Annotated in this window: 24 protein-coding genes; 19 read left to right on the plus strand and 5 right to left on the minus strand. The window is 56.3% G+C overall.

Annotated features, from left to right (window positions below):
• Nucleotide 1: 1 nt before the first annotated feature.
• Nucleotides 2-907: a tRNA (adenosine(37)-N6)-dimethylallyltransferase MiaA gene (gene miaA, locus RUH64_RS04930; protein ID WP_313811759.1), complete on the plus strand. Its 906-nt coding sequence runs from the start codon at nt 2-4 to the stop codon at nt 905-907.
• A 46-nt stretch (nt 908-953) separates the two neighbouring features.
• Nucleotides 954-1,886 (plus strand): diaminopimelate epimerase, encoded by a 933-nt coding sequence (gene dapF, locus RUH64_RS04935; protein WP_313811761.1) that lies wholly within the window; start codon nt 954-956, stop codon nt 1,884-1,886.
• A gap of 30 nt (nt 1,887-1,916) precedes the next feature.
• Here dapF and RUH64_RS04940 read toward each other — a convergent pair whose 3' ends face one another.
• Nucleotides 1,917-2,525 (minus strand): methyltransferase, encoded by a 609-nt coding sequence (locus RUH64_RS04940; RefSeq protein ID WP_313811762.1) that lies wholly within the window; start codon nt 2,523-2,525, stop codon nt 1,917-1,919.
• A gap of 414 nt (nt 2,526-2,939) precedes the next feature.
• Between RUH64_RS04940 and hflX the strand changes: the two genes are divergently transcribed.
• Entirely contained in the window at nt 2,940-4,508 is a 1,569-nt protein-coding gene (gene hflX / locus RUH64_RS04945; RefSeq protein WP_313811763.1) for a GTPase HflX, read from the plus strand.
• On the plus strand, nt 4,501-6,498 hold the full coding sequence (locus RUH64_RS04950; RefSeq protein ID WP_313811765.1) for an ATP-dependent DNA helicase: 1,998 nt from the start codon (nt 4,501-4,503) through the stop codon (nt 6,496-6,498). The genes hflX and RUH64_RS04950 overlap by 8 nt, the downstream gene beginning before the upstream one ends.
• Here the strand turns inward: RUH64_RS04950 and RUH64_RS16890 are convergent.
• Nucleotides 6,413-7,411, minus strand: coding sequence for an alcohol dehydrogenase catalytic domain-containing protein (locus RUH64_RS16890; RefSeq protein ID WP_396275988.1), 999 nt, complete (start codon nt 7,409-7,411; stop codon nt 6,413-6,415). The two genes, RUH64_RS04950 and RUH64_RS16890, sit on opposite strands and share 86 nt — an antisense overlap.
• 216 nt (nt 7,412-7,627) lie before the next feature.
• Between RUH64_RS16890 and RUH64_RS04955 the strand changes: the two genes are divergently transcribed.
• Together RUH64_RS04955 and RUH64_RS04960 are read left to right on the plus strand one after the other, a co-directional pair.
• Nucleotides 7,628-8,086 carry a MarR family winged helix-turn-helix transcriptional regulator gene (locus RUH64_RS04955; protein WP_313811766.1) on the plus strand — a complete coding sequence of 153 codons (459 nt, stop codon included), beginning with the start codon at nt 7,628-7,630 and terminating at the stop codon, nt 8,084-8,086.
• A gap of 93 nt (nt 8,087-8,179) precedes the next feature.
• Complete coding sequence (locus tag RUH64_RS04960; RefSeq protein ID WP_313811768.1) at nt 8,180-9,580, plus strand: MATE family efflux transporter; 1,401 nt, start codon at nt 8,180-8,182, stop codon at nt 9,578-9,580.
• Nucleotides 9,581-9,729: 149 nt separating this feature from the next.
• Here RUH64_RS04960 and RUH64_RS04965 read toward each other — a convergent pair whose 3' ends face one another.
• Both RUH64_RS04965 and lexA read right to left on the minus strand, forming a co-directional pair.
• Nucleotides 9,730-10,197: a phage tail protein gene (locus RUH64_RS04965; protein ID WP_313811770.1), complete on the minus strand. Its 468-nt coding sequence runs from the start codon at nt 10,195-10,197 to the stop codon at nt 9,730-9,732.
• 482 nt (nt 10,198-10,679) lie between these two features.
• Nucleotides 10,680-11,399 (minus strand): transcriptional repressor LexA, encoded by a 720-nt coding sequence (gene lexA, locus RUH64_RS04970; RefSeq protein ID WP_313811772.1) that lies wholly within the window; start codon nt 11,397-11,399, stop codon nt 10,680-10,682.
• 255 nt (nt 11,400-11,654) lie between these two features.
• On the opposite strand from lexA, the gene RUH64_RS04975 reads away from it, so the two are divergent.
• From RUH64_RS04975 to RUH64_RS05010, 8 genes are all read left to right on the plus strand, one after another.
• Nucleotides 11,655-12,008: a LysM peptidoglycan-binding domain-containing protein gene (locus RUH64_RS04975; protein WP_313811774.1), complete on the plus strand. Its 354-nt coding sequence runs from the start codon at nt 11,655-11,657 to the stop codon at nt 12,006-12,008.
• An 88-nt stretch (nt 12,009-12,096) separates the two neighbouring features.
• Complete coding sequence (locus RUH64_RS04980; RefSeq protein WP_313811775.1) at nt 12,097-13,203, plus strand: histidinol-phosphate transaminase; 1,107 nt, start codon at nt 12,097-12,099, stop codon at nt 13,201-13,203.
• Between the two features lie 25 nt (nt 13,204-13,228).
• On the plus strand, nt 13,229-13,849 hold the full coding sequence (hisB, locus tag RUH64_RS04985; protein WP_313811776.1) for an imidazoleglycerol-phosphate dehydratase HisB: 621 nt from the start codon (nt 13,229-13,231) through the stop codon (nt 13,847-13,849).
• Entirely contained in the window at nt 13,850-14,485 is a 636-nt protein-coding gene (gene hisH / locus RUH64_RS04990; protein WP_313811778.1) for an imidazole glycerol phosphate synthase subunit HisH, read from the plus strand.
• 1 nt (nt 14,486) lies between these two features.
• On the plus strand, nt 14,487-14,636 hold the full coding sequence (locus RUH64_RS04995) for a hypothetical protein (RefSeq protein WP_313811779.1): 150 nt from the start codon (nt 14,487-14,489) through the stop codon (nt 14,634-14,636).
• A gap of 22 nt (nt 14,637-14,658) precedes the next feature.
• Entirely contained in the window at nt 14,659-15,393 is a 735-nt protein-coding gene (gene priA / locus RUH64_RS05000; protein WP_313811781.1) for a bifunctional 1-(5-phosphoribosyl)-5-((5-phosphoribosylamino)methylideneamino)imidazole-4-carboxamide isomerase/phosphoribosylanthranilate isomerase PriA, read from the plus strand.
• Between the two features lie 361 nt (nt 15,394-15,754).
• Complete coding sequence (locus RUH64_RS05005; RefSeq protein WP_313811783.1) at nt 15,755-16,636, plus strand: SseB family protein; 882 nt, start codon at nt 15,755-15,757, stop codon at nt 16,634-16,636.
• 32 nt (nt 16,637-16,668) lie between these two features.
• Nucleotides 16,669-18,003 (plus strand): MFS transporter, encoded by a 1,335-nt coding sequence (locus RUH64_RS05010; RefSeq protein ID WP_313811785.1) that lies wholly within the window; start codon nt 16,669-16,671, stop codon nt 18,001-18,003.
• Between the two features lie 124 nt (nt 18,004-18,127).
• Here RUH64_RS05010 and RUH64_RS05015 read toward each other — a convergent pair whose 3' ends face one another.
• Nucleotides 18,128-18,493, minus strand: coding sequence for a DUF1844 domain-containing protein (locus RUH64_RS05015; protein WP_313811786.1), 366 nt, complete (start codon nt 18,491-18,493; stop codon nt 18,128-18,130).
• A 331-nt stretch (nt 18,494-18,824) separates the two neighbouring features.
• Here RUH64_RS05015 and infC point away from each other — a divergent pair, with 331 nt between their 5' ends.
• The 5 genes from infC to RUH64_RS05040 all read left to right on the plus strand — a co-directional run bounded on the left by infC (nt 18,825) and on the right by RUH64_RS05040 (nt 22,091).
• On the plus strand, nt 18,825-19,475 hold the full coding sequence (infC, locus tag RUH64_RS05020) for a translation initiation factor IF-3 (RefSeq protein ID WP_396275985.1): 651 nt from the start codon (nt 18,825-18,827) through the stop codon (nt 19,473-19,475).
• Between the two features lie 170 nt (nt 19,476-19,645).
• Nucleotides 19,646-19,840 carry a 50S ribosomal protein L35 gene (gene rpmI, locus RUH64_RS05025; protein WP_313811787.1) on the plus strand — a complete coding sequence of 65 codons (195 nt, stop codon included), beginning with the start codon at nt 19,646-19,648 and terminating at the stop codon, nt 19,838-19,840.
• 98 nt (nt 19,841-19,938) lie between these two features.
• Nucleotides 19,939-20,634 carry a 50S ribosomal protein L20 gene (gene rplT, locus RUH64_RS05030; RefSeq protein ID WP_313811789.1) on the plus strand — a complete coding sequence of 232 codons (696 nt, stop codon included), beginning with the start codon at nt 19,939-19,941 and terminating at the stop codon, nt 20,632-20,634.
• Between the two features lie 97 nt (nt 20,635-20,731).
• Nucleotides 20,732-21,625: an RNA methyltransferase gene (locus RUH64_RS05035; RefSeq protein ID WP_313811790.1), complete on the plus strand. Its 894-nt coding sequence runs from the start codon at nt 20,732-20,734 to the stop codon at nt 21,623-21,625.
• Between the two features lie 16 nt (nt 21,626-21,641).
• Nucleotides 21,642-22,091: an NUDIX domain-containing protein gene (locus tag RUH64_RS05040; protein WP_313811791.1), complete on the plus strand. Its 450-nt coding sequence runs from the start codon at nt 21,642-21,644 to the stop codon at nt 22,089-22,091.
• Nucleotides 22,092-22,116: the final 25 nt, after the last annotated feature.

The following is a 22,116-nucleotide window of genomic DNA, read 5'->3' on the forward strand; positions in this document are numbered from 1 at the left end:
TTTGGCCACTGCCTCCAACCTGCCGGTGATTGCCGTCGTCGGACCCACCGGCACCGGCAAGTCCGACCTGGCTATTGCCCTTGCCCAAAAGCTCAACGGAGAAATTATCAACTCCGATGCGCTGCAGTTCTACCGCGGAATGAATATCGGAACGGCCAAGCTGCCGGTGGACGAACGAGGCGGGATTCCACACCACCTCCTGGACACCATGGATGTGCGGGAAGAAGCATCCGTGGCAATGTTCCAGGCACAGGCCCGCGATCACATCGAGACCATTCGGGCCCGCGGCAAGGTCCCGGTCATGGTCGGGGGCTCGGGGCTGTACGTCAGGGCCGCATTGGATGTCATCGACTTTCCGCCTACCGATCCTGAAACCCGGGCCAGGTTGGAGCAGGAGGTGCGCGTTCACGGCGACGGTGAGTTACGGCGCCGGCTGGCGGCGGTCGACCCGGTCTCAGCAGCCAGAAACTTGGACCAGCGTCGAGCCGTGAGGGCCCTTGAAGTCTACGAGATCTCCGGCCGACCGTTCAGTTCGTTCATGCCCCAACGCGAGTACTACCAACCCGCGCTCCAGATCGGACTGAACTACGATCGGACCGCCTTGCACGAGGCATTGGAAACCAGGGTGCACAAAATGGACGCACTGGGCTTGGCTGAAGAAGTTGCAGGACTCCTGAGCCGGGGGCTGCGCGAGGGGAAAACTGCATCACGCGCCATCGGGTATCAGCAGTACATCGACTATCTGGACTCGAAGATCACCCGTGCAGAAGCCATCGAACAGACGGTGGTGGCAACGCGGAAGTTTGCCCGCCGCCAAATCACCTGGTTCAACGCAGATCCGCGAGTGAACTGGCTGAACCCAACAGAGCCTGCGTTGCTTGAAAAAGCACTCAAGCTTGTTGGCTAGAGAATAGTATTTATAGAAACCCAAGCGATCTTCCACGAGGAGCACCATGTTCAGCACCGAATTGCAGCAGCTGGCAGGACAGGCGTTTGCCAAGGCCCACGCAACTGGCAATGATTTTGTGATGCTCTCGGATCCTGAAGGGCAGCTGCAGCTGAGCGAAACTCAGGTGGAGGCACTGTGCCACCGCCGCTTCGGCATCGGCGGCGATGGGCTGATCCGAGCGATCCCCACTGCAAAAGTGAAGGGATATGAGAACCAGGCTGCGGAGCACCCGGAGGCGTACTGGTTCATGGACTACCGCAACAGCGATGGGTCGATCGCGGAAATGTGCGGCAACGGGGTACGCGCCTTCGTCCACTTCCTCATCGCCGAGGGGCTCGTTGACCTGCAGGTGGGAGAGACCCTGCTGATCGGCAGCCGCGCCGGCGTCAAGCACGTGACGCGACTGGCTCAGGGCTATGCGGCAAATCTTGGCGAGTGGGGTTTGATCTTCCCCGAAGAAGCGGAGCAGAATTCGGTGGATTCCATGGTGCGTCCGGCCGGCTGGGAGCAGGGAGTGCCGGCGTTGAGCATCACCATGGGCAACCCGCATACAGTGGTTGCATTGCCCGACACGAAGATGTTGCAGGAACTGAATCTGCTCGCCGCCCCGGAAGTCTCACCGGTACCTGAACACGGAACCAATGTTGAATTCGTTGTTCCTGCAGAGCCGCTGATGCATGAAGGCGTGGCCCAGGTCGCCATGCGCGTGCATGAGCGCGGCGTAGGGGAGACGCTGTCCTGCGGTACAGGAGCCTGCGCGGCCGCCGCCGCCGTACGCTACAGGGCCCGGAGCTCTGCATTGATCAATGTGTGGAACGTTGAAATCCCCGGCGGATACGTCGGGGTCGAATTCCTGGCCAATGACGATGGCGGGGAAGATACCATCCTGAGCGGACCGGCGCAGATCGTGGCTCGCGGTGTTATCGGCTCGGAATAACCCTGCTGTCGCCACCATAGAATTGAGCGGCTAAGCGCTGGGCCGAGCGACCTTCAGGACACGGAACGCCTTGGACGTTGCTTCACGGGTGACCTTCCATTCGCTTGGAAGCTGCTCAGCAAGCCATTTCTGCAATGAATCGCTGCCTAGGTTCTTCTGGACAACCAGCCAGGCCTCCCCGCCTGCGGCCAGCCGCGGCAACCACAATAGCAAAAGTTCGTGCAATGCGGCCTTGCCGATGCGGATCGGCGGATTCGACCAGATCGTATCGAACTCAAGATCGGGGTCTACCGACTCCGGTGTACCGATGATGACATTGTCCAGTCCAAGGTTCTTGGCGTTAATGCGCGCAAGATCAATGGAGCGTTCATTGACATCGACGCCGTAGACCTCGGACGAGGGGCTTTGTTCAGCAGCGGACAACGCTATGGGACCCCAGCCGCAACCGATGTCGAGGATGCGTCCACGTGGAGTGGGTACGTGCTGCAGCAACACCGCAGTTCCCTTATCGAGCCCCGAGGGAGAGAAAATTCCAGACGCAGTTTGTACCTTGCGCAGGGTTCCGTTCAGTTCGACGGAAACAGTCTTGCGTTCATCGGCCGAGGCCGGGGTGGCGCTGAAATAGTGATCGGGACTCATAAGAAAAAGTTTAGCGGTCAAGCCAAGGTGTTCTTACTGCTGCAGAGACAACGTGAGCAAAACAATATTGGCGTCGACAGTTCTCACTGATAGGGTTATCCCTATGACTTTGATTTTCGTCTAATTCGTAGCCCAAGAGGTTACCGCAGATTCGCATCACGCGTTGCTGATAATTCGCGCGCCCTGAATATGAATCTGATGACGGCAAAGTCTATTTCTTTTTAAGGTCCAGTGTTGACGGACCGTTTCCAGTCTTTTGCCTCCTGGTAACCGCATCATTCAGCCAATTAACGACGCAAACGACATTCTCAAGGAAATCACGTGACCAACGAACCGGTTAACTCACACCCCGCCACATCGCCAATTGGGGGTGCCCCGCACTATTCTGGAATGCGAAGTACTTCAAAGGAGACCATGACTAACTCCGATTCACACGAACACGAATCCGAATCGATGGACGAGGCACAGATTCAGGCTGCCATTGACCGGATTCTCGCTGCTGATGAGGCACAGAGCCCACAGGTTCAGCATTTCACCACCGAAGATGACTCCATTTTCTCTGGTCAGGCTACAGCGCTAAACCGCTTTTCCAGCGGATACACCACATTTGACGGTGAACAGGACGACCTGTCGGAACGCCGTGCGCTACGCCGCGTGGCAGGACTTTCTACCGAACTGGAAGACGTCACCGAAGTTGAGTACCGTCAGCTTCGTCTTGAACGCGTTGTACTTGCCGGTATTTGGACCGAAGGCAGCGTGACGGAGGCAGAAAACTCACTACGCGAATTGGCTGCCTTGGCGGAAACCGCTGGCTCGGAAGTGCTGGACGGCGTCGTCCAGCGACGCAGCAAGCCGGACCCATCCACCTATTTGGGGTCTGGCAAGGCTCAGGAACTGCGCGAAATCGTGGCATCCACCGGTGCCGACACGGTCATCGTGGATGCCGAATTGGCGCCGTCGCAGCGTCGAGCCTTGGAAGACGTCGTCAAGGTCAAGGTCATCGACCGTACCAGCTTGATCCTGGACATTTTTGCCCAGCATGCCAAGTCTCGCGAAGGCAAGGCCCAGGTTGAGCTTGCACAGCTCGAATACCTTCTGCCTCGACTGCGCGGTTGGGGCGAATCCATGTCGCGCCAGGCTGGTGGCCGTGTCGGCGCGGCAGGCGGAGGCATTGGTTCCCGCGGCCCCGGTGAAACCAAGATCGAAATGGACCGACGTCGCATTCGTGACCGCATGGCTAAGCTGCGCCGCGAGATTAAGGCGATGAAGCCTGCACGTGAAGCCAAGCGGGCCAACCGTAGACGCAATGAAATCCCGGCGGTGGCCATTGCCGGCTACACCAACGCCGGAAAATCCTCTTTGCTGAACCGACTGACCAATGCCGGAGTTCTAGTTGAGAACGCACTGTTCGCGACGCTGGATCCAACGGTGCGCCAGTCGGCAACCGAGGACGGACTGACCTACACCTTGGCGGACACCGTAGGTTTTGTTTCGAACCTTCCAACTCAGTTGGTTGAGGCCTTTAGATCCACGCTGGAAGAAATCGCCGACTCCGATTTGATCCTGCATGTGGTGGACGCGTCGCACCCGGACCCGGAGGGGCAGATTCAGGCGGTGCGTACCGTTCTTGCCGAGGTCGATGCGCTGAACATTCCAGAGATCATCGTGCTCAACAAAGCCGACGTTGCTGATCCCTTCGTCATTGAACGAGTACGCAATCGTGAATCGAATACGGCAGTGGTCTCTGCTCACACGGGTGCGGGAATCGACGAATTGCTGGAACTGATCAGCACTTCCATCCCTCGACCAGGTGTTCAGCTTGAGGTATTGATTCCATACAGCCGCGGAGATTTGATTTCCAAATTGCATCAGAGTGAGTCTGAAATCTTGGAAAGCGAACACCTGGAAAATGGAACCCGTCTGATCGTCAAAGTACGGGAATCAATGGCGGCAGAGTTGGAGAATTTCAACCTTCATGGATAAGCAAGAGCAGGCCCTTGAGCTGCTTGAAACTGCAGTCAGCACCATGGGCGGTGCCATGCGCACAGGCCAGCAGGAAATGGTCAAGCGGGTGGTGTCCGCACTTGAAGATGAAGAACATCTACTGGTGCAGGCGGGTACTGGTACCGGTAAGTCGATGGGCTATTTGATCCCGGCCTTGGCTCACGCGCAAACCAGCGCCAAGCCAGTCATCGTTTCGACGGCAACCCTAGCGCTGCAGTCGCAGATCGTTGGCCGCGATGTTCCTCGACTGTTGGAATCGCTCAAGGGCAAGCTCTCGCGCCCCATGGACGTTGCCCTGCTCAAGGGCCGCTCAAATTATCTGTGCCAGTACAAGCTGGGCGGCGGCTACCCGGAGGACGACGAAGGAACCCTGTTCTCCATGGACGAGCCGGCCGCGCCCAAAGGTCAGGTATTCTCTCCACTGGCGTCAGAGGTGATGAAGCTCCGCGACTGGGCTGACCGCACCGACACCGGCGACCGGGATGAATTGGTGCCGGGTGTCAGCGACAAGGCTTGGAAGCAAGTTTCGGTCTCGGCCATGGAATGCCTCGGCTCGCAAAAGTGCCCGATGGCCGATGAATGCTTTTCGGAGATGGCTCGGGCTCGGGCCAGCGAAGCAGATGTGGTGATTACAAACCATGCGTTGCTCGCAGTGTCGGCCTTCGAAGGCCTTTCCGTGCTTCCCGACTTTGACGTTGCGATCATTGATGAAGCCCACGAGCTGCAGGACCGCGTCACCAGTTCTGTTTCCGGCGCGCTGTCAGCCCGTATGGTGCTCACTGCGGCCGGCGGCGCCAAGAGGCATTGTGCCGTGAACGTCGACGAGCTGGTGAAAGCCTCGCACAGACTGGAAAAGTCTTTGACAGGGGTACCTACTGGCTTGTTGGAGAATGGCCTGCGCGAAGACATGGGCATTGCGCTGAATGACATCGTTGAACAGTGCCGTTTGGTTCTTGCGTTGACGAAACCTGAAGCCAACGCCCCCGCCGATGGCGGACGACAGACGGCCAGGTCGCAGATGCAGGCGATCATGGACGACGCCATTCGCATGATGGAAGCAGAGGAACGTCGTGAAGTCCTCTACACCACCAGACCAAGGGAATTCGTCGACGGCCGAGGTTATGTCGAAGCCGATGATTCTCAGCCTGCCACCTTGAACGTGGCACCCCTGTCGGTGGCGGGAAAACTCCGCGAAGGACTCTTTGACGGTCGTACTGTGGTGCTGACCAGTGCGACCTTGGCCATCGGATCGCAGTTTGATTCGGTTGCTGGTTCCCTTGGCCTCATGGGCTCGGGCGCGCCCTCGTGGACGGGCGTTGACGTCGGCAGCCCTTTCGACTACCCAAAACAGGGTATCCTGTATGTGGCCAAGCACCTGCCCAAACCGGGACGCCAGTTGGCCGCCGAGACTCTGGATGAAATCGAAGAACTGATCAATGCTTCGGGCGGCGGCGCACTGGCGCTGTTCACCTCCAAGCGTGCAGCTGAAGAAGCCGCGGAAATTCTTCGGGCACGGGTCGACGTCGACATTCTTTGTCAGGGTGAGGCCAGCATGAAGTCACTCGTAGAACAGTTTGCAGAGGAACGCGATACTTGCCTTTTCGGTACCATGACCCTGTGGCAGGGTGTGGACGTTCCTGGAGATTCATGCCGACTTGTCATCATCGACAAGATTCCGTTCCCGCGCCCCGACGATCCAATTTCCAAGGCGCGGACCGAGGACGTACAGAAGCACGGCGGCAACGGCTTTATGCAGGTCTCTGCGACGCACGCTGCGATTCGACTGGCCCAGGGCGCAGGTCGATTGATCCGATCGGTCAACGATAAGGGCGTTGTCGCGGTACTTGATTCACGCATGGCTACGGCCCGATACGGCACGTTCCTCAAGGCATCGCTGCCGCCAATGTGGCCGACGATTGATAAGAAGACGATTCTCGGTGTGCTTCAGCGGATGAACCCAAGTAAATAATCATTCGCGCACGCTTATGATTACCTTGCCTTGAGCACCGCCCAATTCGACGAGCTGGTGGGCTAGTGTGGTCTGGGCCAGGGAAAAATTCTGCTGTCCTGCGATACCTCAGCGAGCCGCGTTTTAAGAATTCATTCAGCCCAAGAGCCGCAGAGCGCAACTGAATGTCGCTGGCATTGAACACTGCGAATCCATGAATGCTGATATCGCGTGTATAGATTGTCTCTACCTGCAAGTTGCTATGCTTGTCGATGCCGGTGCTGAGATGGATGTTGCCGGCATGGGCAACCGAGTCTGTTGCCTGCGACAGGATTAGATGGCCCGACGCGTCCCACCATATGTAAATCCCGTCTGGTGATTGGGCTGATGCCTTTTGCGGTAGGTGTGGATCTCGACAATCAAGAGCCTGATCTGCGCGGAGTGACCAGATCCAGTTATGATCAGCAGCAGGTCCACTGGCGATTACCCGGGAGCCCATCGAGTGCGCACATTGAACTGCCACGGTGCTAACATTCCCGGCTGTGCCGCCGATAAAAATACATTTGTCAGGTCCCAAATTGGGAGCGTGGGTGAAGGCAAGCTGCACCGTGGTTAATGAATGCGCGGTAGCTACGACGTCTAAGGGCTCAGATACGGTGTCTGGTAGGTGAAAGAGCCTATTCGTCGGGGACGACAGAAGATTCGGATGTGTATCCCTGATGCCCGTCGTAGCCCATTGACTTGCTCTAGGCCCTTTGTCCGCGGATGAAACCTTTGACTTGTTTCCGAGTTCCTCAACCGTTCCTACGACGTCACGACCGATGATCAATGGTGCGGGAATTGTATTCCGGTAAGCGCGGGAACGTACGAATGTGTCGACGTGATTTACCGAAACAAGTTCACAACTGAGCAGTACCTCATCGGGGCTCGGCACAGGCTTGTCAACTTGCCTGATCTCGATCGATGTTGCCGGACCCGGGTACGTCGATGACTGCAACTCACATGTCCTAGCATGTTCTTTCGCGCCTTTCGCATCCAGCAATCCATGAATTTCGCTGGTATGGACACATTGAAGAAACGTTGACCACTGCTATGTGAAGATTTAGTTAGAACCTTGACAGTTAGAATTCTAACTAATATTCTTGGGATTATGAATGAAGATCAGTGGGACGTTGTTGAGAACTCCCCGACGGGTGTACTGGGCCTTATGCGTTGGATCGGCTTGGCCCAACGGCAGAATGCCGAGGACTGGGTACGTGAAAGAGGGCTGAGTGTGGAGCAAAGCTTTGTGCTTGGTTACCTTGAGCGATTCCCAGGGGCAATTCAACGAGACATCGCAGCCGTCACCAGAACAAGTGCGGCCAGTGTGTCGAGCCTATTACAGGGATTGGAACGCCGTGGCCTAGTTGAACGAAAGTCGGTCGTCGGTGACGTGCGTCGAAAGGGCGTCTATCTTACGGCAGATGCGGCAGAGCTAATGGTTGGTTTTGCCGACGCCATCTCACAAGGTGATACCCGGATTATGGCTCCGTTGACTGAAGCAGAGATCGCAACGCTACACTCGCTGCTTTCAAAGGTGACGGCAACACTTCCCAAGCCTTCCCGCTAACTTACTCTCATTTCTTTGTCCTAACGCGCCCGCCACAATGACGCTCGGCAGCGCGTCCTCAAGCATGCCCAAAAAGGAGCAATCACGAGTACTTTGCAACGCTCGGACCGCTGGTATCTTGCCTCCGCGCCCATCGGTCGTGCACTAATCCATCTTGCTTTGCCCATGGCAGCGGCGATGGTAGTCGGTGCTATCCACAATGTGATCAACGCCGGATTCCTCGGTTCTCAAAACAACACCGCGTTTATTGCGGCGGTAACCTTCGGCACTCCCATCCTCGGCCTCATGATGGCCATCGGCAATGTATTTGGTGTTGGTGGTGGCGCCATGATTTCTAGACTCTTGGGAGCATTAGAACATCAATCTGCGCCATCGGACGAGATAAAGCGAGTGTCCTCATTTACATTATGGGGAGCGGTGGTCGCTGGCATTGCGTTTGCCGCGATCGGGCTGTTGCTATTGCAGCCGCTGGTTGCCGTCGTTGGGACGACCTCCCAAGCATTCGAAGCCACTAGTGGATATATTGGCGTGATGCTGGCGTTCCTGCCCGTGCTTGCCGGCGCCATGGCGCTTGAACAAATTGTTCGATCACAGGGAGCCGCGCGCCAAGCGATGATCGGTATGTGTCTAGCGACGCTCGGAAACCTTGTTTTTGATATCGTCTTCATCTTGATTCTGCACTGGGGTACGGCGGGTGCAGCAGTAGCCCTAGGACTCGGGAACCTCGGGAGCATTCTCTACTGGTCCTGTTGGTTGAATCGAAACAGCTCAGATGTTAGTTTGTCGCCCCGTTGGTTCACACTTGCATCAAACGTAGCTAAACCAGTACTCAGCGTAGGGTTCAGTGAACTATTGGGATTCGTATTCATGATCCTTACTACCTTGGTTCTGAATAACCTTGCGGCGAATTATGGTGATGGCCCGATTGCTGCGATGGGCGTTGCCGTCAGGATTGCCCAAGTGCCTGAGTTTTTGATCATGGGAATTACTGTAGGTATATTGCCGCTGCTTGCGTATGCCTTTGGCAAGGGGGACTCCAAAAGGCTATCGTCGGGGATGCGTGCTTCGGCCGTTGCGATCGGCGCCGTGTCGTTATTCTTCTTTGCCGTGATACTCATATTCTGCGGCCAGATCATCCCAGTATTCCTGCCGGACAGCTCAATGCTCACACTGGCGGTGACCATTGTGACGGCGCAACTTGTCGCGATGCTAGCCAACGGATTCACCGGGCTTATTACCTCATTGTTCCAGGCCTCAGGTCTCGCACTACCGGCCATGCTGATGTCAGTGGCACAGGGCGTACTGTTCATTCCGATCGTTATTCTGGGAAATCTATTGTTTGGGTTGCCGGGAATCATCTGGTCTTTGACGACAACAGAAGTGCTGGTACTGATCTTCGCCATTATTCTTTGGCTGGTATCTCGCCGACGAATCAACGACGAACTTCGAGCGACCGCAGCCGCCGAAGATACGCTTGCCCTTGCGGTCGTTTAGCACCGGGTACCGATATCTCTCAATATGCGTGGTTATGTTGGTCCATGGAATGCCGGCGTCGAAGGTCTTCAAATACTGATTTACCCCCACAAGTATCTACAGAAGCGGATTCGTGTGTGGGGTACAGGTACTTATGCAGTCATTGCATACTAGTCCCGGGGATGCTCGCCTTTAATGACAAAGTAGCTGCCTCGAATTTCACCGGCCAGTTTGGAGCGTTGGCGGGCCCATTTGAACGCATCCAGCTCCGCGGGAGGAGTCATTCCAAAACTGAGCTTGAAGCCAACTGCCCGTTTTCCTCCCTCTGCTTTAGTCCAAAGAACGTTAACTGCTAGCCCATCCTGGAAATATATAGTTGGCCAGAACAGTTCCTCATCCTCGTAGGTGAACACCTCAAGAATGGGGGAGCTAAATGAAATGTTGCGCTCGCTACTGAGAATTTCCTGAATCCAAGTCACGACATCACTACGTTCCTCAGGTGTGCTTGTGACGTATTCTGACTTGAACTTATTGAAGAAATATCGGGCTTCATTGGCTCGCAATCCTGCCAGCGCCGGTGCTACGGGGGAGGACTCTAGCCCTTCTTCGGATATCTCTTTGAAGTTCACAATGGTCATGGTGTGTTCCTATGCCTCTCGGAAATGAAAGTGAAGGTCGGGGGCAGAACAACGCTGGACTTCGACGTTGCTGTCTCTGAGGTGTCTTGGATAATTGCTCAAGATCGATGTGCCCAGGGGTGGACGATCTAGCAAGAAACTCCACTTGTACACCCCTGTCTTTTGCCTACCCTAGGAATCCTAGGCGAACTTGTGGCTCAATGACTTCTTCATTCCTGACCGATATATATCCATCTTTTGAACCGGGGCTGGGTGAACGAAAGAATTTACCGAAGCTGTAGTTGCTGTGGGAAACGTCCAGTATGCAGGCTGAGAAAGGAACCGAACTAAGGACCGTTGAGTAATGCTGGACCAGGCTTCGGCGAAATGTGTTCCAACGGTGCCATTTATCCGGGGTGCTTGAATAGATTGGCGGCCGATTGCATAGAAAAATGCGGCCAACTTTCTGCTGGCCGCATTTCTAGGAGACTATTTGCTTTGAGTCATAGTGAGCGCATGACTGAGACAACGCGACCCATAACGGTCGCTGCATCGCCCAGAATTGGTTCGTAACGTGAGTTTTGCGGTAACAGCCAGGTATGTCCGTCGCGCTGGCGGAAAGTCTTGACTGTTGCTTCTTCGTCAAGAAGGGCGGCCACGATATCTCCGTTATTTGCGGTCTGCTGGCGACGCACGACAACCCAGTCTCCGTCGCAGATCGCAGCATCGACCATGGAATCGCCAGAAACTCGAAGCATGAATAATTCGCCATGACCTACAAGTTGACGGGGGAGGGCGAAGACATCTTCGACCGACTGATCGGCGAGGATCGGTCCACCAGCGGCGATCCGACCTACCAACGGAACCATCGTCGTGTCAGCGGAGGAGCTTAATTCGACAATCTTTGCTTCCTCGGCCTTCGAAGCTTCGGCCTTGGGATCTTCTTCAGTTTTGGAATTCTCATCCGTAAGCTGCAACGGCAGCAGAATTTCCATGGCCCTAGGGCGACGCGGATCTCGACGAAGATAACCAAGCTTCTCTAATTGACTGAGCTGATGGGTCACGCTTGAAAGGCTCTTTAGACCAACGGTGTCACCGATCTCACGCATCGATGGCGGATAACCGTTTTTTCCGATGGAACGCTGAATCGTCTCCAGGATTTTCTTCTGGCGAATCGTCAGCGAACGTGCGTTCGATCGGGGAGTTCGTTCTGAAGCTGACATGATCGTAGCCTTCCCTAGACACCGGTTCTGAACTGGGCCGAAGCCAAACTGTCGGAGCTCGGTGATGATATGTACTCGTTCCTCTTCTACTTCGAAATCTTAGTCGATAAGGGACTGTCAATCAAAGATTTGTTCGAAAATGTCTGGACATTTTCGCGCCGTCTCTGTTAGAAAAGATATACGAGGTTCGAAAGTATCTTCGAAGAGTACTTTCGAACAAGAATTCGCATCACTGTCACCGTTGAGGAGAAGGTCATGGCACACGCAACACTTGACTCGAATCGCACTGCAGAACCATTGAAAATCCGAATAAACCGCAGGGGCTGGGCAGTCCTGGTGGGAATCCCCGTTTTCGTTCTGACTATTGCCGCCGCATTTTTCGTAAGCATGATGACCTCCAGTGCACAGGCATCGTCGACCTTGCCACAAGGAGTTCAGACCATCGGGATCACGGTAGTTCCGGGTGACTCACTGTGGAGCCTAGCTGGCGAATACGCATCCGGGCATGACGTGAACTCCGCCGTCGAGCATATCGCCGAGCTCAACGATCTTCGCACCAGTGAGATTCGAGTGGGCGACACCTTGGAGATTCCAGTTCTTTCGAACTAGAACCGAAGTCACGTAAATACCGGCTGCAATGTTACTGAAACTCGTAGCCAATTCACCAACCGTTCAGCTGCACCATTAGACTTAATTTGTGAATGTTCGTAGTGAACTCTTGAGTCAGCTGCCCTTGCGTGAGAATCTCCGCGGGCTATCCCCATACGGTGCGCCACAAATTGACGTACCAATCCAGCTGAACGTCAACGAAAACACGCATCCACTGCCGCCGACTGTTATCGAAGCAATTGCGCAAGAAGTAACCAAAGCCGCCGCAACCCTGAACCGTTACCCGGATCGAGAATTCGTTGAGTTGCGTGAGCTGCTTGCGGACTACCTAGGCCATGATTTGAGCCGTGAGAACATCTGGGCTGCAAACGGCTCCAATGAAGTTCTCCAGCAAATTCTTCAGGCCTTTGGCGGCCCGGGGCGCTCGGTGCTGAGCTTTGATCCTACATACTCCATGTATCCCTTGCTGGCCAGTGGAACTGACACGCGGTACATATCAGGGCGACGTGCCAGCGACTTTACACTTTCCGCCGCCGACGCTGCATCCCAGGTCCGTGAGCACAAGCCAAATCTGGTCTTCTTATGCTCGCCTAATAACCCCACGGGTACGGCGTTGAGCCTTGAAGTGATCGAGGCCGTCTACGAAGCCGCATCAGAACTAAAAGCCATGGTTATCGTGGATGAGGCCTATGCGGAATTTTCGCTGGCTTCTACCAAGTCTGCGTTGAGCTTGCTGCCCGGCCGGCAACGACTGATCGTCACCCGCACCATGTCGAAGGCCTTTGGGCTAGCCGGTGCGCGACTGGGCTACCTCGCAGCAGCCCCTGAAGTCACCGACGCGATTCGACTTGTTCGTCTTCCCTACCATCTCTCAGCGGTAACCCAGGCGACTGCTATTGCAGCGTTGAAGAACATTGACCTGCTGCTGGCCCAAGTTGAAGAGATTAAGACTCAACGAGATCGAATTGTCAGCACACTGAAAGACCTGGGCCTCAAGCCTTCCGTCTCCGACTCGAATTTCGTGTTCTTCGGGGGACTGGAAGATCCGCACGCCATCTGGAAGGGCTTGCTCGAATCTGGGATCATCGTTCGCGACAACGGGATTCCCGGTACGCTTCGAGTCACCGCAGGCACTAAGGCTGAAACTACTGCTTTCCTTGAGCGACTCACCGAACTGCTTGCACCACAGAACTAACAGATCAACACAAACGAAGGAAGACATGTCTGCCGAATTGATTGGGGCACGTCGGGCCCGGATGGAACGATCCACCAGCGAATCATCGGTGTTCGTTGAACTGGATCTGGATGGCTCAGGTGTATCCGAGATCAGTACTTCTGTTCCGTTCTACGATCACATGCTCACGGCCCTTTCGAAGCATTCACTCATCGACCTGACGGTGCGTGCTACGGGTGACACTCATATCGACGTTCATCACACGGTAGAGGATACGGCGATCACCATCGGCGAGGTGTTGCGAGTAGCACTGGGCAACAAGGCAGGAATTCGTCGGTTTGGGACCGCTTATGCACCGCTGGATGAAGCGTTGGCGCGTTCTGTGGTTGACGTTTCGGGACGCCCTTATCTCGTTCACAGTGGCGAGCCAGCCGGGCAGGAATACCATCTGATTGGTGGGCATTTCACCGGCTCCATGACTCGCCACGTTTTCGAAGCGATTACCTTCCACGCTCAAATCTGTGCGCATATCGAGGTGCTTTCCGGACGGGATCCACACCATATTGTTGAAGCACAGTTCAAGTCATTCGCCCGTGCACTGCGCGAAGCAGTAGAGCTCGATGCTCGAATGGGCGACAAGATTCCATCCACGAAGGGTGCCCTGTAAGTGGCTCAGAAGAAAGTAGTTGTCCTGGACTATGGTTCAGGCAACGTTCGTTCGGCAGTGCGAGCATTGGAAGCCGCCGGCGCTGAAGTTGAACTCACTGCGGACCCGGACAAGGTCATGAGTGCTGATGGCTTGGTTGTCCCTGGTGTTGGTGCCTACGCCTCAGTGATGGAGCAGTTGACAAAACTCGGGGCGCTGCGCTGGATCGGAAGACGCATTGCTGGTGGCCAGCCGGTTCTTGGTATTTGCGTCGGACACCAGATCTTCTTTGAGCAGGGTGTTGAACACGGGGTAAAGACCAACGGCATGGGCGAGTGGCCTGGCTCGGTGGAGCGTTTGCAGGCCGATGTCATTCCACATATGGGCTGGAACACGGTGCGCCCACCCGAAGGCAGCAAACTTTTCGCAGGGATCGAGGACGAGCGGTTTTACTTCGTTCATTCTTATGGCGTGCAGAAATGGGAATTTGATGTAACGCAGCCGGCGATGACCCCACCGCAAGTCACCTGGTCGACCCACGGGACACCGTTCGTTGCCGCAGTGGAGAACGGTGCGTTGTCGGCCGTTCAGTTCCACCCTGAAAAATCAGGGGACGCTGGAAAGAAGCTACTGAGCAACTGGCTGGAGACTCTCTAGAATGTGGTCAATTGTTTTGCTGACCGCCGGTGCTTTTCTCGCCGGCGGAGCAATCTCATTGAAAAACCAAAAGGCACATATTTCATGGATTATCGCCGCTTGGGGCTTGGCTATCGGATGTGCCATTGCCGCTTGGGCGCTGACCTACTAGTCATCACGTCGAAAAGGACAACATGAGCGAGCAACCAATTCTTGAACTGCTACCAGCCGTTGATATTGCCGGTGGCCAGGCAGTACGACTTGTACAGGGTGAGGCCGGATCTGAGACGGGTTATGGCGATCCGTTAGAAGCCGCCTTAGCCTGGCAGAACGACGGTGCGCAGTGGTTGCACCTGGTCGATCTGGACGCAGCTTTCGATCGGGGAACTAATGTCGAGATCGTTCAGCGAATTGCGAATGAGCTGAGCATCAAGGTCGAACTATCGGGCGGCATCCGTGACGATGCTTCGCTGGAACGAGCACTTGAATTCGGGGCAACCCGAGTGAACCTGGGTACCGCTGCCTTGGAAAACCCCGAGTGGACCCGAAAGGCTATCGCGCGGTTTGGTGACAAAATCGCTGTGGGCATGGATGTCCGCGGCACAACCTTGTCGGGACATGGCTGGACGAAAGACGGCGGAGACCTCTGGGATGTCTTGGCACGTCTGGAAGATGCAGGATGCGCCCGCTACGTGGTCACCGATGTCACGAAGGATGGAACACTTCGAGGCCCAAACGTCGAACTGCTACGTGAAATCGCCGCAAAGACGAGCAAGCCAATCGTTGCTTCCGGAGGCATCTCATCGTTGGATGACCTTCGCGTGCTCAGAGAACTCACGGGCGAGGGAATCGAAGGCGCCATCGTTGGCAAGGCGTTGTACTCGGGACAGTTCACCTTGCAGCAAGCATTAGACGTCGCTGGACGCTAACAAAAAGACCGATCCTCTAGGGGCGGTTGAAAACGCGGATCGCTACCCACCGGAAAGCCGATCCGCGTTTTCTTTATGAAAATAAAATGATCACTATTCATTAGTTCCAAAAAGAAAGAGACGATCGAGTGATTGGCCAGCGGTGATAGAAGCAATCAGGTGCAGCCTCTGTAGTTGTGCATCCAGTTCGACTTGCGGGTAGCCGAACCCCGTTCGACAAATAAGTGATTGAGGTGCAAGTTGCTGCGTCGCAGTTGCGGGGCCTAGAAATCTGAAAGACAAACTCATCGCGTGGGCAACCTCATGATCACTTGACTAAAAGATGTTCTCAACGGCTCATTAGCACCGATAGCATGGAAGCATGAGCACCGAACAACCTGAATCAGCACCAAAGCGACACCTGCCGGGTCATATCGTTGCGGCGTTGGCTCAAGCAGGAGCTGCCTCGGACTCGGCTGGTCAAAGCTGGGAGGGGCGCGACTTAGCCGGCGAAGGAAACCCCCTGCACAAGTTCGACAAGGACGACGGGCTGGCAGATGCGCAGGTAGTACAAGCGCTACTGGACCTTCGCAGCGGTGAAGGGTCGGAGTCCTCAGTTCATAAGGCATTGGCAGATGCTCGTGTATTTGTCGCAGTGATCGCCCAGCTGGGGGAAGAATCCATGACCGAACACGGATTCGCCGCTGATAAAGAAGCCGACATGGCATTGGTGAAAATTAAGGCTCCCGACGGCAGGATGGCCCTGCCGGTTTTTACCACGGTCGAACGACTTCAAGCATGGCATTCTGAAGCGCGTCCGGTTGCCGTCTATGCTCCACGAGCGGCCTTGTCAGCCGTCAGTGAGGAATGTCAGTTGCTGGTCCTAGACCCGGGCAGCGACTATACCTTCGTACTTCGCAGACCGGGTGTTTGGAACCTGGCTAAACAAATTGACTGGATACCCAGCTACTTGAATCAGGACATCGCCAACCTCGTGCAGGAGGCGACGACTGGATTTGAACAGTTGAAATCAGTGCAACTGGCACCCGGCCGTGGCGTTGGTTCACGAGATGCCCAAGGCAACCCGGTACTGGGTGGCGGATCAGGACCAGAATTGAACCTCCAATTTGTATATACCGCCGGTACCAGCGAAAACGACGCTCGTCAGATCACCAGCACCATCCACGGGCGTCTAGCCCAAAATACTGAGTTCGCCGAATTGGTGGACTCGCTCGAAATTAGTTTGCTCAGCTCTTCAACCTAAGGGCGGGCCAGCCAAGAGGGGAAGCACCATACATGAAGCGCTACTGGCAGATCCTGCGTCAACCACAGATCGCTTCATTGCTCATCATAGGAATGGTGGCCCGACTTCCTCATTCGGCACTGGGCATGCTGCTGATCCTTCATCTGGTGAACAACCTTGGACTGATGTGGGTCCAAGCAGGCACCGTCACCGCGTTGATGACTATCGGCATTGCCATTGGTGCACCGTGGCGCGGTGCCCGCGTCGACATGTGGGGGCTGCGCAGGGCTCTGATCCCCTCGGTAATTATCGAAACGGCGGTATGGTGCACCGTGCCGCACGTACCGCTGGTCTGGATCTATCCGTTGGCATTTATTGGAGGGCTGTTCGCCCTTCCCGTGTTCTCCGTGGTTCGAACCGCTCTGGGCATCATGACCGTCGGCGATCAGCGACGGACGGCCTTTGCCCTGGATGCTACCGCCACTGAACTGGTGTTCATTGTCGGTCCCGCGTCCGCTGGAATCGTCGCAACACAGATTTCCAGTGTTGTCGGACTGACGGTGATCGGCCTGACCTCCAGCCTCGCGGGTATAGCGTTGATGCTGTTGAATCCTCCAACGCAAAGTTCTGATCCCAAGGCCATCGCAGCACGTGCCAATGTGCACGAGGAGCGCCTGGGCGCAGAAGCCAGCTTCATCGCCGCGGCCCCAATGGGGGTACAGGAAGTTGAGGGCGAACTGATCCTTGCCGGCTGGAAGTCGGCACGGGCACGCATCAAGAAGCGCGGCCATGCGTTCAAAAATCGCTTCAGCTGGGTCAGCGCCTCGGTGCTGGCGGTTCTCATTGCCTCCGCCGGCGCAGGTATTCTGCTGACCGGAACCGAGGTCTCAATACTCGCCGAACTGCAGGCAACAGACAGCAGTGATCAGCTGGGTTTGGTGTTTTTGTTTTGGTGTGGTGCTTCGCTGGTCGGCGGATTGATTTACGGTTCGATGAGCCGCAATATATCTCCATTGATACTGCTGTTGCTCATGGCAATCTTGACCATCCCCATGTACTTTGCCTGGGACCCATGGTCTCTGGCGCTGTTCTCTGCGCTGCCGGGATTCATGTGCGCGCCGACCCTGTCGGCAGCATCGGAATGGCTCACGGATTTGGTAGCAGAGAAGAGGCGTGGCGAAGCTATGGGCTGGTACGGTTCGGCAATGACTGCGGGTACCGCCATCGGTTCACCGCTGACTGGTTGGTTTGTCGACGGTTACGGACCAGCTGTGGCGTTCGCAGCCATCGGTGTACTAGCCGTGGTCTTTGTCGTGCTGGCATTGACAGCACAGCAGATCCGCCGACGGATTCGCGCCCGACGCATTGCCACGCGAAGCGTTATCTAGCGTCGACTAGATTATTGCGCGTGATCCGGCGCTCAGAACCCCATGAAAAAGATCATCCCTTCAACGCCCTGAACGAAGCCTTGAAGGGATGATCTTAATCTCTTAAATAATCTTTGATTGGGCCTTAGCTGACCGGTCCGGTGTACTTTTCACCGGGGCCCTTGCCTGGCTCATCCGGGATTAGCGAAGCTTCGCGGAACGCCAGCTGCAAGCTGCGCAGTCCATCGCGCAACGGTGCTGCGTGTTGTGAGCCGATCTCCGGTGCGCCGGCGGTGACTAGGCCAGCTAGCGCGGTGATCAGCTTGCGAGCCTCATCCAAATCCTTGAGTTCATTTGCATCTTCACCCTCAGCCAAACCGCACTTGACCGCTGCTGCGCTCATCAGGTGTACGGCTGCGGTAGTGATGATTTCTACTGCTGCGACCTCGGCAATGTCACGGACTTGCTGGTCGACGGTGTGCTCATGCGAGTTGGTATCTTCGGTACTCATACTGCTAAGCTTGTCACAGACCGACTCGATACGTGCAGTCACAGGGTCTCTGGGTTCGACCTAGAGGTACCTGAGGCATTAGTATTGAGCCATGCAAGTGGAGGCCAACTCCCACCCGCCGTCGCCGCTATGAGGCTTCCGGGTAATTCGGCAGGATACGCTTAGGTGTATTCCCCAGCAGCTCTAGTGTTGTAATTTCTAGGGACTGTTGTGTCGTTCTTTTTGGCCTTCGCCTGCAATCGCAGACGGAGGCCTTCTTTGTTTGCGGTTACGGAATTACGAATTTCAGGAGTGACACATCAGCGATCCACGCATTAATGAGCGCATTCGCGTGCCAGAGGTACGTCTCGTCGGCCCCAATGGTGAGCAGGTAGGCATCGTCCGCATCGAGGACGCGCTTCGTTTGGCTCACGAGTCCGATCTGGACTTGGTCGAGGTGGCACCCAACGCCAAGCCTCCAGTGTGCAAGCTGATGGACTTCGGCAAGTACAAGTACGAGGCCGCAGTCAAGGCTCGCGAAGCTCGTAAGAACCAGACCAACACGGTCCTGAAGGAAGTTCGCTTCCGCCTAAAGATTGACACCCACGATTACCAGACCAAGGTCGGCCACGCACTGCGCTTCCTAGGCGCAGGCGACAAGGTCAAGGCCATGATCCAGTTCCGTGGTCGTGAACAGCAGCGTCCAGAGATGGGTATCCGCTTGCTGGAGAAGTTTGCAGCAGACGTCGCAGAGGTTGGAATCATTGAGTCCAGCCCGCGCATCGATGGCCGAAACATGGTCATGGTTGTAGGTCCGCTGAAGAACAAGGCCGAGGCTCGCCGCGAACAGCAGCAGAAGTCGGGTGGCCGCAATGCGGCCAAGCGCAAGATCCGCACCGACGAGCCAGTCGAGACCGAAGGTCAGAATGTCGCAGCAGCGATGGACGACGAAGCTCGCGCCAAGCTGGAGCAGGCTCGTCAGGCAGCTGAAGGCGACGCCTAGCCAAACCTGTTGGGCTTTCGAGCCCGTCACCGCTTAGACGGTGAAGGAACTTCCTTGGAAGATCCAACTAGAAGAGAACATTAGCGGTCACCTTTGCTAAGGGGCCCGCTTCGGATGAACCCCGTCCAGCATTTATTTGCCGGATGGAGCACGTAAGGAGAACGGCAGCTATGCCGAAGTTCAAGACTCACAGTGGCGCCAAGAAGCGCTTCAAGGTAACTGGCAGCGGCAAGCTCGTCCGCCAGCAGGCCAACCGTCGTCACTACCTGGAGCACAAGTCCTCGCGTCTGACCCGTCGCCTGGCTTCTGACCAGATCGTCGCCAAGGCCGATGTGAAGACCATCAAGCGGATGCTGGGCCTCTAAGCCTCCCTTTCGCACTTCGGGGAGCATTACCCCACCACCCATAGACTTCTCCCACCCTGTTACCTCGGGGCTGGGGAACCAACTTGAAGGAGACACACGTGGCACGTGTGAAGCGGGCAGTAAACGCCCACAAGAAGCGTCGCGTCGTAATGGAACGCGCCAAGGGCTACCGCGGTCAGCGTTCGCGCCTGTACCGTAAGGCCAAGGAGCAGCTGCTCCACTCGTTCGTTTACAGCTTCAACGACCGTCGTAAGCGCAAGGGCGACTTCCGCCGCCTGTGGATCCAGCGCATCAACGCTGCATCCCGCGCCAACGGCCTGACCTACAACCGTCTGATCCAGGGCCTGAAGGCTGCTGAGATCGAGGTTGACCGCCGCATGCTCGCTGAGCTGGCTGTTTCAGACTCGAACGCTTTCGCAACTCTGGTTCAGGTAGCAAAGGGTGCCCTGCCGGCTGATGTCAACGCCCCAAAAGCGCCTAAGGTAGTAGCCGCAGCCCCTAAGGCTGCAGCCAAGGCTACTGCCGCCGCTCCGAAGGCCGCTCCGGCCCCAGCTTCGGCTGAGACCCCAGCCCCTGAGGCTGCCGCAGCAGACGGTGTCTTCAAGGTAACTGAAGGCGCAGTTGTTCCTGAAGGATTCATCATCAAGGGCAACGCCGGTTCTAACAAGTACCACGTACCGGGCTCGACCTGGTACGAGCAGACCGATGCTGAAGTTTGGTTCAACTCCATCGAGGCCGCCAAGGCAGCAGGCTTCGAGCCTGCTGGTGGCGAAGCCCGCCAGAAGATGAAGTAGAAATACTTCCTCTTTATTGGAGAGATCACACCTAAGGGTGGGGTCCGCACCTAGTGCGGACTCCGCCCTTAGGCGTTTCTGAGGGTATTCTCGAAGAATGACCAGCACAACCCCTGAGGTAATGACCAATCCACGCGCCGAAAGAGTCAAGGCGGTAGCCCGGCTGGCCAATCGCAAGGGGCGCGAAAATTCGGGTCAATTCCTCGTTGAAGGACCACAGGCGGTCCGTGAAGCACTGCGTGCCCACGGCGCACAGCAAGACCTCGTCAGAGCCGTGTACACGGTGCCTGGATTCATTGAAAGCCACACTGAATTTGAAGCGCTGTTGCGCGAAGCTCGGGTAACCCCCCGACTGGTGACGGGCGAGGTGCTGCTCGCCATGGCGGATACGCAAAGCCCTCAGGGCATCCTCGCCGTTGTTTCCATGCACCAGCCTGAACTCTCCGAAATACTCGCCGCCAAGCCGCAGCTCATCGCGGTATTGTGCCGTGTCCAAGATCCGGGAAATGCAGGAACAATACTGCGGGCAGCAGACGCCGCCGGGGCCGACGCGGTCGTGCTCACCAAGGGCAGCGTGGATATCTACAACCCCAAGGCCGTGCGCTCAACGGTAGGCTCGCTGTTCCATCTTCCGGTGCTCAGCAACATCGAGTTTGAACATCTGGTTGCAGCGGCCAAGGCCACCGATATCCAGGTGCTGGCTGCGGATGGATACGCTGCCCACAACCTTGATGAGCTCCAGGACCGCGCCGTACTACGCGCGCATCATCCAGAGGGTTCCCACCCGTCACAGAACGAACCGGTGCTCGAAGCCCGGAGCATGTGGCTATTCGGGAACGAAGGCCAGGGACTAGACGAGCAAGAAAAAGACGCCGCCGACTTCCGAGTGGCAGTCCCGCTCTATGGGGTTGCAGAATCCTTGAATGTCGGCACGGCCGCAACCGTCTGCCTATATGGTTCGGCCAGGGCCCAGCATTCGGGCAAGAACTAAACGGAGAGTCTAAACCGTGAGTGAAAACCTCAAACAAATCGTCGCTGTGGCAATCGTCGACGATTTCAGTGCCCCCACGCGCATGTTGGCGGCACGCAGGAACCGCCCCGAAGCGCTTGCGGGCCTTTGGGAATTTCCCGGCGGCAAGGTTGAGCCGGGGGAGAGCGACATCGCTGCCGTGCACCGAGAACTGCGCGAGGAGCTCGGAGTCCAGATCCAGCTGGGAGCCGAAATCCCTGGTCCGCTGAGGCAAGGTTGGCAGCTGAACGAACGCGCCGCGATGCGCGTGTGGTTTGCGGTTATCCACGACGGAGAGCCGGCGACACTCGACGGCCATGACCAGTTGCAATGGCTGGACCTTGACGAGCACCTGGGAACCGTCGTCCCTTGGATCCCGGCCGATGCACCAATCGTTCAAGCCTGCTTAGAACGTAGTCAACTCGGTCATGTCGCCCAAACCCTTTAGACTTATAACTATGCCAATGCTCTGA

This window comes from Glutamicibacter sp. (assembly GCF_032154645.1).
In the GTDB taxonomy this organism is placed as follows: Bacteria; Actinomycetota; Actinomycetes; order Actinomycetales; family Micrococcaceae; genus Glutamicibacter.